The following is a 15,701-nucleotide window of genomic DNA, read 5'->3' as shown; positions in this document are numbered from 1 at the left end:
TTATTCCCCCACCTTGCGTATATATACATGGCGGAAGTGGGGGAATATGTTGAATTTGGTAGCTAACAGAGTCAGATTCCCCCCACTTCCCCCGGTTAATCCCTCGTTTTATCTCTTTGCGACAACGGCGTAATGCGTTCCCCATCTAAAGCAATCAGACCATCCTTTTCCAGTTTATCCAGCCAGCGGGTAAACTTTTTGGATACATCAAATCCCATCGCTTTCATATCGTCCCTGACTAATGCGCGGGTGCAGCTATCGCCGCTGGCCGTGCGCGAACGAATGGCCTGCCATAGGGCAAAATGATTTTCCGTCAGCCGCGAAATGCCGATCAAATCAGGGTCGCTGGTAACATCATTTTCCCTGGCTTCACGGCCTTCATCGTTCAGCACCAGCGAGGTGATCCGATCGCCATCATCATCCACGTATAAATCGACGGAATGCAGGTCATAAGCGCGACGTGGCGGCTCTTCGGCATCTTTCATCTTGGTGCAACTGAGTATCAATGCACCACCATCACCTTCACGGCGCACGTTAAACTCCACGTCCAGTGCGGCCCGGAATGCGCTGGAGCCGCGCGCGCCTTTATCCTGATCTTTGCCGGAATGGTGAATGATCAGCACCGTAGCCTGTGTGGCCGCTTTGATATAGTCGCATCCCTGAATAAATGCACCCATGTCTTTAGCGGCGTTCTCGTCTGAGCCACCGAAGCAGCGGGCGAGGGTATCCAGAATGATCAGGCGGATCGGCATACTGGTTGCGGCCTTAACATCTTTGGCGGCCTGTATCACCTGTTGTACACTCTCCGGGCTGGCAGGAAAGACCGGGCAATCGATGCGATAAAGCGCATCAATCGGGCTGCCGCCGTTAAGTGTCTGTTCCCATGCCCGGATACGGCGAGGAACGCCGATCCCACCTTCACCGACGACATAGATGACCGCTCCTTGTGTGACCGGTTTCCCTGCCCACGGTTTGCCAGTGGCGATATGGCATCCCCATGATACCGCCAGGAAGGATTTGTAAGATCCGCTGGCACCGTAAGCGTTGGCAACGGATGAGGCTGGCAAATATCCCTTAATCAGATAGTCCTGTTGGGTGTCAAAGCCATCAGAACCTTTGCGCAGAGGAAGCGAGGTTTTAAATTCTGCTTCGGTATCGGTTACGGATTTACTCATCGTTTCGCTTCCCCGCTTGCTGTATTCCCTCGCGTTTGCTGATACGCCCAGCAATCCAGTCATTCACTTCGCTTTCCAGCCATGCCACGGAGCGGGAACCAATTTTGACTGCCGGAGGAAAATCGCCCTGGCTAATCAGAAGATAAATCCATGATTTCCTGAAGCCGGTTCTTTCCATTACTTCTGATAAGCGCAACAGCTTGAAGTTTGTCATCGTCAGTCCTCCTTCCTGGTGTAAACACGCTCAACGTAACGGCCCCGACCATCGCCGTGACCGAGATCCATTGACGTCAGCGCCCTGGCTTCACTGCGGGAGAATCCTTGTGACAGGTAATAACGAATGGCATCCTGCGCCCATGCGTAGCGCAGGCTGTGCGGGGAATAATGGCCGGTTAGCCCTAACCGTGTGGTATGAGAACGCCAGAAGTTCATGGCAGTTTTTAAATCTGGCTTGTCGATTAGCTTGCCATTATGTGTTTTAGTAACCAGCAGAGCCTCTTTTACCGCCTGCTGAACAGCATGACGGTCGATGATCCGCGTTTCACGTGGCCTGCCGCCTTTAGTGCCAAAAACAATGGTGAGCGTTGATTGATTGCGTTCAAGCTGTTTTTCCCATGTTTTCAGCGAACTGGCGCATTGCACTGCTTCCTGTGAACGTAATCCCAGCAACCGGGCAAGTTGAAGGGCGCAAGTCAGTCCCCGGTCATGCTGCTGTGCGCTGCGCAATACGGCCTGAAATCGCTCATCCGGGATCGCGAATTTCGTGCCTGCACGACTTGCTCCGCTTAATCCCAACGTTTTATTCGCTAAACGTATTGATGTAACGAGCTTTTCCCTGCCGGCCAACCGAAACACCGACATGTCGTTATGCAGAGTACGAGCAGAGATACCTGTTGCCTGGCGATCGGCAATATAGCTTTCGATATGTTTAGCTTTCAGATGCTGAACATCCCGGACCTGGATATTGAGTGCAATCAGGTGCCGACAAAATCGGTCAATAATGCGGGTGCGATCATGAACAGTTTTAAAGCTGCCGCCGACTTGTTTCGCCAGCATCTTCATTTCACGGCTTAATTTACTCATAGCTAACTTTTCTCAATTTCAACGAGCTGCATTTCTCTGGCGCGTGGGCTAAATGGCAGAAACAATCGACATTGACCTGCCCTGAACGATACCTGTGCGCCAGAGCGGGCAGCAGTTGAGGTATTGCGGGGCATCGGTAATGCACTCTGTGCAGCCTCCTGCGATTGCAGGTTATCCCCTCAGGCTGTTGGCCTGCCTCGGTATCGGTTCAAATCTCCTGTAAAAAGTGGTCAGTTCGGCTCCCGAACTTGTGCGTCAGATTCATGGCTCGTTGAGTGAAGTTGCCTGCCTCAAAGGCTGAGGCTGGTTCGTGCTGTGGCGTCACTTTCATGCGTTAACACGCAAAAAGTGACGCCACGTATTAGCGCGCAGCAAGGCAGGCGCATGCAGATACCTGACGGCATAGCAAGGCGCAGCCAGCGGCGTTTAATACGTGCCAGAAAAGAGGTACAGAAAACCCGTCAGTACGGGATGTACCTGTCGTTAAGCGGGTGATGATACTGCTGTCATCGCAGGCAAAAGCTGTAGCCTTGCTTGCAGCAACTCATTCACTGAGGAGAAGACCGAATACAGCATTCTTTACAAATAATGCCGATCGGCGAGGAAACGCTCGTTATTAGCCGTCTCTTAAGTTTAAGGAACCTTTATCGTCACGTCATAGGTGCGTTTTTGTTGACGATACCTGCTTTCAAAGGTGGGCAGGTTTACCGCATCCAGCGTTGTCTTTCAGGTTACGACAACTTTCTTTGTGGTCGCCCGAAGGCGTCAGTCTCAGACCACACTCCATTCCATATGACTTTGGCTCGTGACCACCCGAAGGCGTTTCTCACAGGTCACTCGTATCATCCTGATACTGGAAACATTGGCTGGCTGTCGTTGACAGCGGGTATGCGTGGTTAAAAATACGGCAAAATTATGTTGGCTTCAAGCACTTTGCATCAGTGAAAAAAGAGAGTAACCTAGCACCAGGTGCTATAGTTAAGGTAACAGGATGTCAGCCTGATGCGCGTATTTAAAACTAAATGGTTCAGCAAGGCGGCTAAATCGCACGCAATTAAAGATAGTGAGTTATGCCAGGCTATTGAGGCGGCGATGCAAGGTAAGGCTGACGACCTCGGCGGGGGAGTTTACAAGAAGCGGCTGAACCAGAATCGCGATCGCGCCATTATCCTGGCGAAAGGTGGGGAACACTGGTTTTACACGTTCCTGTATGCCAAACAGGATATGGCAAACATTGATAATCGCGAACTGGCCGGATTCCGTGAGTTAGCAAAGCACTACGCTGCCCTTGCTGATGAAAAGATTACGGCACTGATTAAGAATAAAGAACTGGTGGAGATTTGCCATGGCTGCAAAAAGTAAATTCAAGAGTCCTGCATTTGAGGCCATCCACAGCGCGGCTTCTGGATTATTCAGCGTCGATGCTATCCCGCAGGAAACGATGCGCCACTTTGATAAAGCGTGCCTTAATAACGTGGACGACCTGCAACCTGTTGAGATTAAGGCGCTGCGCGAGAAGCTGAACGTCAGCCAGCCAGTTTTTGCCAGTTATCTGAATACCAGTGTGTCAACGGTGCAGAAATGGGAAAGCGGCGTAAAACGCCCTGGTGGATTGGCGCTGAAACTGCTTACCGTGGTGCAGAAGCATGGGTTGAAGGTGTTGGTTTGATTATGTCTGGCAGACTTAGAAACCATCTCAATTGCCATTTCGAACTTGCGTTGTGTTCAAAATCCTTATGTATTTTGCTCCGGATTTTGCACGCTGTTCGTGCCAAACTGGCTGCACCAATAATACCTACTGGGAGAGGTTCTATGTTGTATGGATTGACGATAAGGCAGGTATTTCTTGATTGATATAATAAGGGTCTGGCTGATTTCTCAATCATGGTTTTGGCGATTCAGGGCTAGAATTGCAAAAATTAGTTTTCTCTTTGAGAACAGCACGTACAAACGCCGCACGTATGTTTCTAAGGCGAAGGCTAATGTTCGCATTCTTGGATCTTTCACGTGGGTTGGCTTAAATAGTCTATTTTGGGTTGTATTGACGCTATCTATTCTAGGTTTCGTTGAGGATTATCTTCGTAGTAAAACTGTTTTACTCAAGCCGCTTAGTGCAGACGACAAAAAATTTTATATTGATCAACTAAGATTATATGCACAACTGCTTACTGCGATATTTTCAATATATTTCGCGACTATTGGCATCATATTGAGTACTGGCTATACCAGACTCAGACGGGATATAATACAATTACTCACTACCGAGCAGGTTGGTAGTATTTATTCGCGGGTTTTGGTGCTTTCAGCTGTTTTTTGTCTTGGTGCAACTACTCTCCAGTTGGTTGGATTTGAACCCGGTCTCTTCATTACTGCGATAGGGACATTCTTAACGCTTATAAGCTCTCTGGCCTTGTTTCCATTAGGTCAAAGGTTATTCAATTTTTTTAACCTTAACCAGTTGGCGCGTAGCGAAATACTCCCAAGGATTGCGCACCATATTGAAGGTGCAGCTAATCCCAATAATTCAATATCTCTGGCCAACCATCATTCAAAAGTCGCACGCTCAGCTTTTGAGCAGCTCTGCTATATTGATGACCGTATGAAAGGAGAAAAAGTAGGGCTTGGCGATAATTTACCTGCATTGAGTGATGATTATATGGTATTGCTTCTACACTACATTCATCAAAAACACAGAATCGACCATCAGAGCTACTGGTTTCCTAGGCGACAAAAGCACAACCAATGGTTTTTGGCAGGGGATCTAGCGACTACAACTGCTCTGCAAACAAATAGCCAATTATCTATCGAAGAAGAAGCAAACCATCAATGGCTAGAAAATGTAATTATTGAAAGGTTGGCTGGTCACATTGAGCTTGCGTTTGAGATGGGTGATTTCAAACTAGGATTGAAACTTATTAGCCGATTCTCATCGCGAATATCAACTTATGCTGAGCAGTTCCAGTTCGACATTGGGATGCGAGAGCTTCAGCGTATGAAGGAACTCATTGAAGAAGCCTTTGTTTCGTCAGATATCATTCCAGGGAATGAAGAAGTCACTCTGCGGATAGGAATTGCAGATTCGTGGGCCGCATTAGGTAGTAATCTTTGCCTTGAAACGTTGCGGCGTATGATAACGTTTGAGAAGGAACTGAGACAATTCTTTAATAACGACATTTGGACGGAAAAGTCTCTACAGACGTTACCTCCTTTTCTTGCAGGTTGAATTAGCTTTTATTATTGAGCGCATTAACTTTGAACAAGAGATTGAAGGACAGAAATTATCTAAACCAAAATATGTTCAACAATTAGCCGTTCAAAAGTTGTTGCAGCAATATGCAAAGATATTGCCAATCATATCTGATTTTTACGGAGGTATGGTGCCGGGTTTTATTAGCTCATTGACAAAAATGAATATGTCAGAAGCTGCAACTCAAGTGATTCTCGCAAGTTTGCATAACTATTGGAAGTTGCCTAACTGGTTTGATGAAATTTCTCAACATCTTAGAAAGATGTGGGGAGTATAATCACTACCCCGAAAAGCACTACGAGTTACCGAATATCAATATAGCCGATATGATCGCTCGTCTTACATATGGGCGAGATGAAGCTATCGCGATGCTTGGTAGAGCAGACATTGTTGGGCATATTTTTGCGGGCGAACATAACGACGAATTGCCAGACCATTTTGGACAGATATACTTCGAGCTGGCTGAGGCCTGTATTCAATACCTTGAACAGAATGATGAAAAAAAATTCAGTAAAGTTTTCCCAATGTTTATGTCCTTGGCATTGCTGGCGATAGACTCCAAATTTGTTGATCCAGCACTCAATGTGAATGACGAGTTTCGCCTACATCTCATTTCATCGGTGATCAACGACTTGGCGTCAGTCCTCGGCTTCGCTATCCTTTACAGTAATTATTTTGACAATATGAAATTGTCTGAAGCCGCACTTGATAAATTTAAACTACTTATTGATAAAACGGCAAACAAACAACAGTACCTGACGAGAATGGTACGCCTGTCAAACTCATATAGTTTCAGTTTGAGTGCTTCGCCCAGAAATATGATTAGGTCAAAGTGGAAAATGGCATTTGAGCATCGAGCAAGACACGACGGATTCAGTGATCAAATGGGGATGAGTGGAGGAAAATCTCATAAGAACAAAATTGTTAGAGCGTTTCTTTATTCCGATTCAGATGCGTCTCACCTGTTTTTCGCCATTGAGGCTCTTCCCCAACTTTTTTCTCCAACTGACTTTGAGATTGATTATCATATCACTTCTCTCGCCAGGTTTTTAGATGAGGAATGTGACGAGGGTTCAGAATGAAAATTGTCAGGACCTCCCCATTTGATCGCTATTACTTTGCTGATGTTAATCTCAGTTTCATTGATAGGCTTTTTATCAAACTCAAGAGTGAGCGGCCTACGTTTAACCGAAGCATGTTTGATCAGGATTTTGCGAGAATTTTTTGTTCTGGCTCCAGACAAAGTAGCAACCTTTTTAGTATCGAGTCTAATGACGATGAGCTTACAAAAACATTATTTAGGTATATTAAGACAAGACATAGATCTCACAACATTGATAAAAAAATGCGTGAGTTAGTTGAGGAAATAGCTCGATCATTGGTTTCGTTCGGTACGGCATACTACTTTCTTCATGATTTTCCTGAAGAGGAAAATATCTGCATCGCGTCTTTCAGTGGAATCGGCGTTTTCAGTTTTTTAAATATATATTTTCAGTTAGTGCCACAACGATGTGAAAAGAACTGGAATAGTGAGGACAGGGAATATCCCAGAGAATTACGTATCTTGGATAGAGCTAAATTGATGCACTTTAGTATGCCAAGATCAATTAAACGGATGCTGTCTGAACAGAATCGGACTTTAGCGGTCTTGGATGGACACCAATATGACGGCACTGGATTCTTTCCTAAGGCGACACATGAAAATCCAAACCCAAAGAACGACTTTGATTTTTGTGTTTGGAGGGATACGCAAGAGCGAGCATTGTACCGTGCTACCCGTGAAACTGGTTGGAATGGTAGAAAGTATGATTCGTCAAAACGTTCAGACTTTTTCGTTTGTCATCGTCTGATTCGGTTTCGGCGAAACCAGCTGATTTTGCGTGATTATATACTAGAGTTGCTGGGTAACGAGTTTACGAGAATAGGTCGTCAGTACAATGCGGAGTTTCACGTCGCGATTTCACCTACAAATGCTCTGCCTAAAGTTGATAAACTTGACGATCTAGAAGCACGATTACTGAAGGAGGAAGCCAGTTTTAGCGAGGTGTTCGATTTCTGCTATGAACGATAAATGGATTCAGTATGAATTATAACAATCTTGTTATAATTAAGAGATTATCAGTTTTGTGTATGTGGTAAAATCTTGGCGAGAGCAGATTGACCTCACGTCTGCAATAAATGTCCAATTACAAATTTTGTCAATGTTCGTTCCTCGTTATTAATGGCTGTCAGATTTGTTCATCTCATTTGATTAAAGGGGGGAATATTCCCCCTCATATCTGCCGTAAAGATTGCCCAAAATAGCGTTGTATAAAAAATTCAGGGGGTCAAAATGGTGGTCAATACAATATTTAATTTATGAAATACATTAAAAATCAATAGACTGTATTTTTTGACGAGTCCGGCCTTCGACCATGACTATGTTCATAGCAGTTCACCAAAGTCCACTTATCTAAGAAAACTCCTTATAAATCAAATAAAATAGTCTATCAAGGTCTATTATCGTCCGTTACAATCCACATATCTGTGGGGGCATCTTCCGATTCGATTAATAATGTGCCCCCAACATGAAACTCAATGCCAGGCAAATAGAGGCAGCAAAGCCAAAAGATAAAGCCTATAAACTCGCTGATGGTGGCGGGTTGTATCTGGAAATTACTCCGCGAGGTTCAAAATACTGGCGTATGAAATACCGCCGACCTACTGATAAAAAAGAAGACAGGTTAGCATTTGGGGTTTACCCGGTAATTTCTCTTGCTGATGCCAGAGCTAAACGTAATGAGGCTAAAAAACTGATAGCTAATGGTATAGATCCCAAAGCAACACAGAAAGAGACACAAGCTGAGGCATCAGGCGAATTCAATTTTGAAACTATTGCTAGGAAATGGCACTCCAGTAATAAGCGGTGGGGTGACTATAACCGGGCGCGTGTACTGCGCAGCCTTGAACAATACATCTTTCCTCATATTGGTAAAATTGATATCCGTCAGTTAAAGACCCGTGAGCTACTTGTACCTATAAAAGCCGTTGATGATGCTGATAAGGTCGATGTTGCTAAACGTCTACAGCAATGTGTTACCGCTATTATGCGCTACGCTGTGCAATGTGGAATTATTGAAAGCAATCCCGCTTTAGATATGGCGGGGGCACTTTCTACAACGAAAACCGAACATCATCCTGCTTTACCGCCTAGCCGGTTACCTGAATTACTCGAAAGGACTGCTTTGTTTAAAGGGCGTGAAGTGACACGTATCGCTATTGAATTTGGTTTATTGACCTTTGTTAGAGCCAGTAAGCTACGTTTCGTTAGGTGGGATGAATTCGACTTTGATAATGCGATATGGGAAATACCCGGTAAGCGCGAAGCCATAGAAAACGTTAAGTTTTCAGAACGCGGGATGAAGATGAAAACACCGCACATAGTACCGTTGAGCAGTCAAGCTATGGCACTACTCGAAAAGCTTAAAGAATATAGCGGTGATAATCGATGTTTATTCCCCGGTGATAGAGACCCCAATAAGGTCATGAGCGAAAACACGGTGAATAAAGCACTTCGAGTTATGGGCTACGACATTAAGACAGAAATTTGTTACCACGGATTTAGAACAATGGCGCGGGGCGCTATGGGAGAGTCTGGGATTTGGGCTGATGATGTTATAGAGAGGCAACTGAGCCACTTGGAAAGAAATAATGTTAAAGCGGCTTACCTACACACATCACATCATTTAGATGAATGTCGCCTTATGTTGCAATGGTGGGCGGATTACCTAGATGCTAATAGGCAAGGATTTATTTCACCCTATGACTACGCCCAATCAACAGGCAGGGGATAACATCTCCACCACTGAAATGTAGTTATCTACTCTTTTAGATAATTTAGGATTTTAAAAACTTATATATAAGTGTTCATAGTGTTCATTTTTATATAAATATAGTAATTAATTATTTGATAATATTAATAAGTTTTAGAGTGAACACTTTGGCTATAAGTATTCACTTCTAAAAGCTGGCGGGTGATAGATAACCCTGCCTGAAAACCACCACCTCAATTTGCAAAATACTACACCCTTAAAACTCAACTCTGCTTATCCAGTATAATTAATATAAATCAATTAGTTATGTGCGATTCGTTTTATCTCTTTTCTTTGATAAAATGTATCAACTGGTACAGAAAAACCCAGATCACTTTATAGCTTTCACTATAGAAAACTATAGGTTCTAACTACAGAAAACTGCGCGTGTAAAAATGCAAAGAGATATTCAGAAGATACTTTTACATTGGGGTGGTTGGGTTGTTCATGGGCGCTCTGGCCTTGGCTGGTCATCTGTTACCGCTGGATTTAAAGGCTTGGTGAGCCGAACGAGCATTACTAAGCTTTCATGCTGTGACGAGGATGGACTGATCATTGATGGGTGTATTGCGAAATTGCGTAACGTCCAGATGGAACAAGAATGCGATTTTATCGAATGTCACTATGCTAAAGGCATGTCGAAACGTTCTATAGGCCGTAAATATAAGTTAAATGAAAGTGAAGTCCGTAAACGCATGGCAATAGCTGAAAGCTTTATCTTAGGCTGCTTAACCGCATCGGATGAAACTTTAGAACTGGATTTACTTTATGGTTTTCCTTGCCACCAGCAACCCGTACCGCCTCAAAATGTCGCTGCTTATAGGTAAATCTGCCTGAGTAGATAGTGTGACTTTTGAACCATGCTAAAAATTATCTAATAGCCTCGTATGGTTGTGACGAGGCTATATTAATGAGATTCGTTACGAACGAATCGGTATAGACGTTTGAGGCTGTATAGGCACTAAAATTTTATTATAAGCTCGTAATATGTCATTATATAAATCTTGATGTTTTGCGGCCTTTACAGTAATGATTAGTGCATATTGAATTTTGTCTGCTTTATTTCCCGGAACACTTCCCCCGGACTCTCTAGCATTATAATGTATGTCGAATACTGGACTTTTTAGAGTGGAACCTAGCATATTTTTAGATGCATGAAGGACGGTTTCCCATTTTCCCATATCAGAACGTTGCTCGCTTTCAGTGGCAAATTTTTTAAGTTCGAAAAAACCTGCGGTTTCAGCGTTCTTTTTACCGTCTTTAATTCTAGAGTCATTCGGCCTAAAAGATACTTCTAACCCGGCTTTTGTATATGATGCTGAGTCTTGTGGATCTGTAGCCGTTGCGTAACAGAAAGTAGCGGTTAAATTTATTTTTCCTGTTAAGCCTGAGATTGGTAACGGAACAGGGGCTCTTAAATATTTACCGGGTTTTAATTCCCCTTGATATACGATGCGTGCTACACCATTAGGGCTAACAATAATATCATTTAAATCTTCAGGTATTTTCCCCCACCCAACTTCAATGCTTGGATGATCTTTATTTTTTGATGAGTGAATCAATAGTGCTTTAATTGCTAATAAGTTGAGATTGTTACCTAAAATAGCTCTTATGCCTACAGCATTTCTTAGTGCATATGGAGCAGCAAAGCTAGTGCCACGCTCAGGAGTAATATTAGGCTTAGAGCCTTCCGTGAGAACATGAAAATATTCAGATGTTTCACCCCCAAAAGCTACAATATCAGGTTTCATTACACCGGGACTTCTTCCCGGTCCAATTGCACTATACGAAGCTTTTTGCCAGTTATCATCATTAGTTGAATCAGATGCACCAATTGCTAAAGCGTTTACACAATCAGCGGGGATTTGAATTCTGGCATTTCCTGATTCTTTATCCATATCTCCATTGTTTCCAACAGCGACGGTCATTAAAGTTTCGCCATCACTTAGAAGATCGTCAATAACGGATGTCCAAGCGTGAACCTCAGTATCTTCAATCGGTAAATCAGGGCCTAAACTTAAATTTAAGAATTGATATTGCCTAGAGAGTAAAACCTCTTCGATTAAACCTAAAGTTCGGTATAACTCTAACGGGTCTTCTTCATATGCTTTATTATCTAGAACTCTTAAATTATCAATATACGCGTACGGGATAGGGGGCTTAACATTGCTTTTTATCGGTCCAAATAAAAATGCAGACGAAACGCCTAAACCATGTTCTAAAGCATCGGGATTGTCATTCGCATGCTCGTCTAACACCCGATATGATTTTAACCACGGTTTTATTGGATGCTTATCAGGCAACCCACCATCAAGTATTGCAACTCTTATATCATTTGATAGCGGGGCTTCTTCGGGGAGTGTACACGGTATTGCGGTACCGGATGTTCTTCTTAAAGGCCTTAAACCTCTTAATTTAGGAACAGGCCTTATTACCCTAACGAAGGTAAACTGAGCTAGTTTTTTTATAGCGGATATATTACCTTGCACGGGTAAAAACCATAAAGAGCCGGCCGTAAAGGTTAGATCAGAGTATACGGTTATATCCAATGACTTTGCATAATCGATAAATTTACGCTGGACAAAATCCTCATCATCATTTTGAAGAAGATGAATTCCTACTTCGAAATGTGTTTCTTGTATATTTTCAGGAATAATAAAACGTTCTTCCGGTAGATATGCTTCAAACGCTTCTATTCTGGCGAAATCAATTGATTCAGCAGAGTTATTTTCTAATTCACTGATCCACTCAGATAAATTTCTAAATGCTGAACGTTTTCCGGCTACAAATAGCTGAGTAGTTGGGTGCTCAATAACATCTATTTTTCTTTTCCATTTTTCAGGTACAATTTTTACAGTTTTGCTACCCACAGATTTTAAATCTGTATTTCTCAACATAGCCGTAGGGAAATAAGACCTTGCAATATAGCTAGGGTTCATTGTTAATTTGGCTACTGCATAATCATGCGGGCAGGAGTGTGCTGGTAGCTTTTTAAATATATCGTTAGTTGTTTGTATTTGAGGTGTTAAACGTTTTTTTGCTTCTGTTAGTGTATAAACCTCAGATTTATCCATTCTTCTTTTAGGCGATGGGATATCATGTGTTAATAGTTCGCCACGACCGATCAAAAAATTAGTATTAGCCATATAATTTCCTTACTAAAGCCCGTTAAGCAGCACTGTATTTTCTAATGGTGTCTCTACTAACACCTGTTAAATCTGATATTGCATGCTGAGATAGTTTAGAGTTTTTACTTAAATTAATAGCGACATTTCTTTTTTCTGTTTTATCAAGCTTTGATAAGCTATCTTTAATGAAATCTTCAATTAGTACCTCATCAGATGCGATACCTAAAGCTATTGAACGACGAAATTTGTTAATTGAACGTTCAATATTGCTGAAAGACTCATTTTTAAACAGGATTACAAGAATATCGATCCATCGAGCAAAAATGGCATAATCTGAACCTAGAAAGCGTTGTATAGCTTCTTTGATTGTTTCGCTATCAGGTTTTTCAAAATGAAGTACAAGGTCAAATCTTCTCCACAATGCGGGATCGATAAGCTCTTCATAGTTTGTCGCAGCAAGTAACACGCTAGACGAAGGCCATTGATCGACTTCTTGAAGAATCACTGTAACTAAACGTTTAAGTTCGCCAACATCCGAATCGTCACTTCTTTTTTTAGCTATTGAATCGATTTCATCTAGTAATAAAACACATGGACCTCTTTTGGCAAAATCTAAGGCTGCTCTAAGGTTATTACCACTTTTGCCTAAATAACTACTCATTACTGCTGTTAGGTCAAGTACATAGAAAGGCACGCCTAATTTTTGGGCTAGCCAGCTTGCCGTTAATGTTTTACCTACCCCGGGAGGACCAACAAAGATAGCTGAACGGGTCGGTTGTAATCCGATTTTTTCTAGTTTATTAATGTTTTTACGTTCAAGAATTAGCTGGTCTAACGCATCTTCAATCCCTGTATTTAATAATGGCTTTGGTATCGCATCTGTCGTTGGTGATGTTTTTAATAGCGTTAGTCTTGAATCTTCATCTACTGGTAAGGCTTCTGAAATTATATTAGGTGGTGTAGTTGCCTTACGTAAGCTTTGAGTTTTCTTGAAGGGCTTACTACGTAAATACAAGTCAAGCTGTGCTGATAGCTCCGGCGTGTTCTCTCGATACTTACGTACTAGCCGTGCTACATATAGCCTAACATCATCGTACTGCTCGTTAATAACCAATCTTACTAACCGGGCTAAATCTGCCTGAATTCCAATTAATTCGCCCATTTTTTTAAAACCTCTTATTTATTAGTATGTTGAAATAATTTTATCTGGACTATTTTAATAGTATCTCACTTTTTTTGTTTTATGAATAGTAAAACCTATATATATTTACAGTTGTGAGCTGAGCAGAGTTATCGGAGATTACATATTTTTAAAGTAAGGAGATGAAGCTGCAATTTTTATAACGTCGACTTAGTGAATGCATGTAAAGAGAGCCTAGGATTACCTATATAGGATTCATCCGTTATGGATTCTATGTTTATATGGGTTAACTACCATCGGGCAAGGGGATTGATTTGGGGTTATGCTAAAAATTGCAAATGAGGTGATTAACGGAGTTTCATTTTATGGCCATGTTTGAGTATGCAATAAGTAATGAAACAAAGCGGCTACTTCATGTGGACGATGCTAAGAATGGGCGAAAGTGTAATTGTGTTTGCCCCGGCTGTGACGATCAGATGATCGCTAAGCAAGGTAAAATCAAAGAGCATCATTTCGCGCATGCAACATCTGAGAAAAAATCATGTTATATGACAATGCTTCATCGATTTTTCCAAGAGTATTTTTCTGAACAGGAAATTTTAGATATACCAGAAGTTAAATTATCGGTTTTGGGAAGAGAAGTAGATATACCTCGCAGAAAAGTTAAAATATTGAATGCTCAACTCGAAGCAACAATAGGTAGTCACCGTGCAGATGTTTTGTTGCTCACTAATATATACCCGCTTAACTTGAAGATGCAGGATTCAGAACCTGGAAGTTGTCATTAATACGGCCCGACAGGTTCCTGGCAAGTTCCGGTAATATTTCCGTAAAAAAACGATGTATTGCCTGTCTGAACAAGACCGTCGAGGCGAAATAAGGGGTATTCCTGACCTGTTCATTCATCACCTTCCACAGCCTTTCTATCGGGTTCAGATTCGGGCTGTATGGCGGCAAGTAATGAAGAGCAATATTCATCACATAAGCCCAGTCTTTCACCAGTCTGCTTCGGTGGTAACCGGCTCCGTCAAGGATAATATGAACCTTCTGACTGACCGGATAAGTCTCACGGATGGCAATGAAGAACTCGGCGATGTGATAACTGTCGATACGGTCATACTCACGTACTACCGTTTTGCTGATATCAGCCAGATTCAGGGCCCCCATCAGGTTCAGACGGGTACGGCTTCCTGTGGTTTTCACTGCGGTTTTCTGCCCTTTGCGCATCCAGCCATAAGCGAGTTTGGTCCCCTGCGTGGGATGGACGCCATCAATGAACAGGATGGGTTCATGGTCTCCGGCTTCCTGCTTGAGTTTCCCGTAGGTTTCCATAAAGGCCCGTTGCTGCTCCGCGTTGAACTTGTGCGGCACGCCGGTCGGTCTTTTATAACTAAATCCATTATGGTGCAGCCATTTATTCATGCCGGGAACAGTGTAACTGATATCCCATGTTTCTTTGACAAGGCGGATAACCGCTTGTGTGGTGGGCAGAAGATTCGCGGTCAGATAAGCGATAAGTTCCTGAGTCTGTGTTTCGCTGAGATGGCTCTGAGAGCCGCCATTTTCGGGCTTGATTTTGCGGTGATTAAGGTAATCACTGATATGACGATTAATGGTCGTTTCATGAAGACGCAGGGCCTGAGCGATCATCACTGAACTCTAGCCCTCAGAGGCCAGCAGGACCGCTTTGATGCGATCACACTCTCTCTTATCCCGGCAGGTGTGATGGAGGTGTTCAAGTTCAGCTTTTTGTTCATCGGTAATGAATATTTTCATGACTGATACCATGAACCTCATTTGGGCGAAAATCAAGCAGTTTCAATGAGCACGGGTATATAGCCCCGGTAACTCTAAATAAGTCGTTAAGCACCGCGATTGGGCGGTGTTTCTCATCTTGCAGCAACGCATCTCAGACGGGCGCTCCGCATACGCATCATCACTACACGACACACATGTCAGCATATACGAAACACAACAGCGCCATTACGACGCGCTGGGGTGGTTTTGTTGCATGGATGTGCTCAGGCTGTGCTGGGACTGGCGCGGGCAGGGGATTGCAAGGAAGGAAAACGCATG

The 15,701-nt window shown here is 43.0% G+C and carries 17 protein-coding genes and 1 pseudogene; 11 read left to right on the top strand and 7 right to left on the bottom strand.

The genetic code is table 11. The features are described from left to right. Positions 1 to 95 precede the first annotated feature (95 nt). From PluTT01m_RS22900 to PluTT01m_RS27990, 4 genes are read right to left on the bottom strand one after another with little or no spacing between them, the layout of a single operon-like run. A complete protein-coding gene (locus PluTT01m_RS22900) occupies positions 96 to 1,175 on the bottom strand; it encodes a helicase RepA family protein (RefSeq protein WP_041380413.1) in 1,080 nt (359 codons plus the stop codon). Further along, positions 1,168 to 1,389: a helix-turn-helix transcriptional regulator gene (locus PluTT01m_RS22895; protein WP_041380412.1), complete on the bottom strand. Its 222-nt coding sequence runs from the start codon at positions 1,387 to 1,389 to the stop codon at positions 1,168 to 1,170. The genes PluTT01m_RS22900 and PluTT01m_RS22895 overlap by 8 nt, the downstream gene beginning before the upstream one ends. Positions 1,390 to 1,391: 2 nt before the next feature. Continuing rightward, positions 1,392 to 2,258, bottom strand: coding sequence for an integrase domain-containing protein (locus PluTT01m_RS22890; protein ID WP_011148551.1), 867 nt, complete (start codon positions 2,256 to 2,258; stop codon positions 1,392 to 1,394). A 2-nt stretch (positions 2,259 to 2,260) separates the two neighbouring features. Then, positions 2,261 to 2,392, bottom strand: a complete 132-nt coding sequence (locus PluTT01m_RS27990) for a hypothetical protein (protein ID WP_255562383.1) — start codon at positions 2,390 to 2,392, stop codon at positions 2,261 to 2,263. Positions 2,393 to 2,573: 181 nt separating this feature from the next. Between PluTT01m_RS27990 and PluTT01m_RS26430 the strand changes: the two genes are divergently transcribed. From PluTT01m_RS26430 to PluTT01m_RS22850, 10 genes are all read left to right on the top strand, one after another. Beyond that, entirely contained in the window at positions 2,574 to 2,753 is a 180-nt protein-coding gene (locus PluTT01m_RS26430) for a hypothetical protein (protein WP_125026261.1), read from the top strand. 177 nt (positions 2,754 to 2,930) lie between these two features. Next, the gene (locus tag PluTT01m_RS22880) at positions 2,931 to 3,158 is read left to right on the top strand and encodes a hypothetical protein (protein ID WP_125026260.1); all 228 of its coding nucleotides are present in this window, start codon (positions 2,931 to 2,933) and stop codon (positions 3,156 to 3,158) included. Positions 3,159 to 3,260: 102 nt separating this feature from the next. Further along, positions 3,261 to 3,620 carry a type II toxin-antitoxin system RelE/ParE family toxin gene (locus PluTT01m_RS22875; RefSeq protein WP_011148548.1) on the top strand — a complete coding sequence of 120 codons (360 nt, stop codon included), beginning with the start codon at positions 3,261 to 3,263 and terminating at the stop codon, positions 3,618 to 3,620. Beyond that, complete coding sequence (locus PluTT01m_RS22870; protein WP_011148547.1) at positions 3,604 to 3,927, top strand: helix-turn-helix domain-containing protein; 324 nt, start codon at positions 3,604 to 3,606, stop codon at positions 3,925 to 3,927. Before PluTT01m_RS22875 ends, PluTT01m_RS22870 begins: the two co-directional genes overlap by 17 nt. 177 nt (positions 3,928 to 4,104) lie before the next feature. After that, positions 4,105 to 5,481 carry a hypothetical protein gene (locus PluTT01m_RS27790; RefSeq protein WP_011148545.1) on the top strand — a complete coding sequence of 459 codons (1,377 nt, stop codon included), beginning with the start codon at positions 4,105 to 4,107 and terminating at the stop codon, positions 5,479 to 5,481. Next, complete coding sequence (locus tag PluTT01m_RS27785) at positions 5,471 to 5,782, top strand: hypothetical protein (protein WP_011148544.1); 312 nt, start codon at positions 5,471 to 5,473, stop codon at positions 5,780 to 5,782. Before PluTT01m_RS27790 ends, PluTT01m_RS27785 begins: the two co-directional genes overlap by 11 nt. After that, positions 5,742 to 6,587, top strand: a complete 846-nt coding sequence (locus tag PluTT01m_RS27780) for a hypothetical protein (protein ID WP_228956782.1) — start codon at positions 5,742 to 5,744, stop codon at positions 6,585 to 6,587. Before PluTT01m_RS27785 ends, PluTT01m_RS27780 begins: the two co-directional genes overlap by 41 nt. Further along, positions 6,584 to 7,576: a hypothetical protein gene (locus tag PluTT01m_RS22860; RefSeq protein ID WP_011148542.1), complete on the top strand. Its 993-nt coding sequence runs from the start codon at positions 6,584 to 6,586 to the stop codon at positions 7,574 to 7,576. The genes PluTT01m_RS27780 and PluTT01m_RS22860 overlap by 4 nt, the downstream gene beginning before the upstream one ends. A gap of 496 nt (positions 7,577 to 8,072) precedes the next feature. Next, the gene (locus PluTT01m_RS22855) at positions 8,073 to 9,338 is read left to right on the top strand and encodes a tyrosine-type recombinase/integrase (protein ID WP_011148541.1); all 1,266 of its coding nucleotides are present in this window, start codon (positions 8,073 to 8,075) and stop codon (positions 9,336 to 9,338) included. A 413-nt stretch (positions 9,339 to 9,751) separates the two neighbouring features. Beyond that, positions 9,752 to 10,183, top strand: coding sequence for an antiterminator Q family protein (locus tag PluTT01m_RS22850; RefSeq protein WP_011148540.1), 432 nt, complete (start codon positions 9,752 to 9,754; stop codon positions 10,181 to 10,183). A gap of 93 nt (positions 10,184 to 10,276) precedes the next feature. Here the strand turns inward: PluTT01m_RS22850 and PluTT01m_RS22845 are convergent, their stop codons facing one another. Both PluTT01m_RS22845 and PluTT01m_RS22840 read right to left on the bottom strand, forming a co-directional pair. Further along, positions 10,277 to 12,502 carry a S8 family peptidase gene (locus tag PluTT01m_RS22845; RefSeq protein ID WP_011148539.1) on the bottom strand — a complete coding sequence of 742 codons (2,226 nt, stop codon included), beginning with the start codon at positions 12,500 to 12,502 and terminating at the stop codon, positions 10,277 to 10,279. A gap of 22 nt (positions 12,503 to 12,524) precedes the next feature. Next, positions 12,525 to 13,646, bottom strand: a complete 1,122-nt coding sequence (locus tag PluTT01m_RS22840; protein WP_011148538.1) for an AAA family ATPase — start codon at positions 13,644 to 13,646, stop codon at positions 12,525 to 12,527. A 344-nt stretch (positions 13,647 to 13,990) separates the two neighbouring features. Between PluTT01m_RS22840 and PluTT01m_RS22835 the strand changes: the two genes are divergently transcribed. Further along, the gene (locus PluTT01m_RS22835) at positions 13,991 to 14,413 is read left to right on the top strand and encodes a competence protein CoiA family protein (protein WP_041380411.1); all 423 of its coding nucleotides are present in this window, start codon (positions 13,991 to 13,993) and stop codon (positions 14,411 to 14,413) included. Here PluTT01m_RS22835 and PluTT01m_RS22830 read toward each other — a convergent pair. Further along, a pseudogene (locus PluTT01m_RS22830) lies at positions 14,370 to 15,401 on the bottom strand (IS630 family transposase). The gene PluTT01m_RS22835 and the pseudogene PluTT01m_RS22830 sit on opposite strands and share 44 nt — an antisense overlap. Positions 15,402 to 15,701: the final 300 nt, after the last annotated feature.

It is taken from the genome of Photorhabdus laumondii subsp. laumondii (genome assembly GCF_003343245.1).
GTDB classification, from domain to species: domain Bacteria; phylum Pseudomonadota; class Gammaproteobacteria; order Enterobacterales; family Enterobacteriaceae; genus Photorhabdus; species Photorhabdus laumondii.
Note: the sequence above shows the minus strand (reverse complement) of the source record. Positions and strands in the feature narration are given on the sequence as shown.

Excerpts from the sequence above, each read along its gene's own strand:
- PluTT01m_RS22900 (WP_041380413.1), bottom strand. The coding sequence starts at position 1,175 with ATGAGTAAATCCGTAACCGATACCGAAGCAGAATTTAAAACCTCGCTT.
- PluTT01m_RS22895 (WP_041380412.1), bottom strand. The coding sequence starts at position 1,389 with ATGACAAACTTCAAGCTGTTGCGCTTATCAGAAGTAATGGAAAGAACC.
- PluTT01m_RS22890 (WP_011148551.1), bottom strand. The coding sequence starts at position 2,258 with ATGAGTAAATTAAGCCGTGAAATGAAGATGCTGGCGAAACAAGTCGGC.
- PluTT01m_RS27990 (WP_255562383.1), bottom strand. The coding sequence starts at position 2,392 with ATGCCCCGCAATACCTCAACTGCTGCCCGCTCTGGCGCACAGGTATCG.
- PluTT01m_RS22875 (WP_011148548.1), top strand. The coding sequence starts at position 3,261 with ATGCGCGTATTTAAAACTAAATGGTTCAGCAAGGCGGCTAAATCGCAC.
- PluTT01m_RS22870 (WP_011148547.1), top strand. The coding sequence starts at position 3,604 with ATGGCTGCAAAAAGTAAATTCAAGAGTCCTGCATTTGAGGCCATCCAC.
- PluTT01m_RS27780 (WP_228956782.1), top strand. The coding sequence starts at position 5,742 with ATGAAATTTCTCAACATCTTAGAAAGATGTGGGGAGTATAATCACTAC.
- PluTT01m_RS22860 (WP_011148542.1), top strand. The coding sequence starts at position 6,584 with ATGAAAATTGTCAGGACCTCCCCATTTGATCGCTATTACTTTGCTGAT.
- PluTT01m_RS22855 (WP_011148541.1), top strand. The coding sequence starts at position 8,073 with ATGAAACTCAATGCCAGGCAAATAGAGGCAGCAAAGCCAAAAGATAAA.
- PluTT01m_RS22850 (WP_011148540.1), top strand. The coding sequence starts at position 9,752 with ATGCAAAGAGATATTCAGAAGATACTTTTACATTGGGGTGGTTGGGTT.
- PluTT01m_RS22845 (WP_011148539.1), bottom strand. The coding sequence starts at position 12,502 with ATGGCTAATACTAATTTTTTGATCGGTCGTGGCGAACTATTAACACAT.
- PluTT01m_RS22840 (WP_011148538.1), bottom strand. The coding sequence starts at position 13,646 with ATGGGCGAATTAATTGGAATTCAGGCAGATTTAGCCCGGTTAGTAAGA.
- PluTT01m_RS22835 (WP_041380411.1), top strand. The coding sequence starts at position 13,991 with ATGGCCATGTTTGAGTATGCAATAAGTAATGAAACAAAGCGGCTACTT.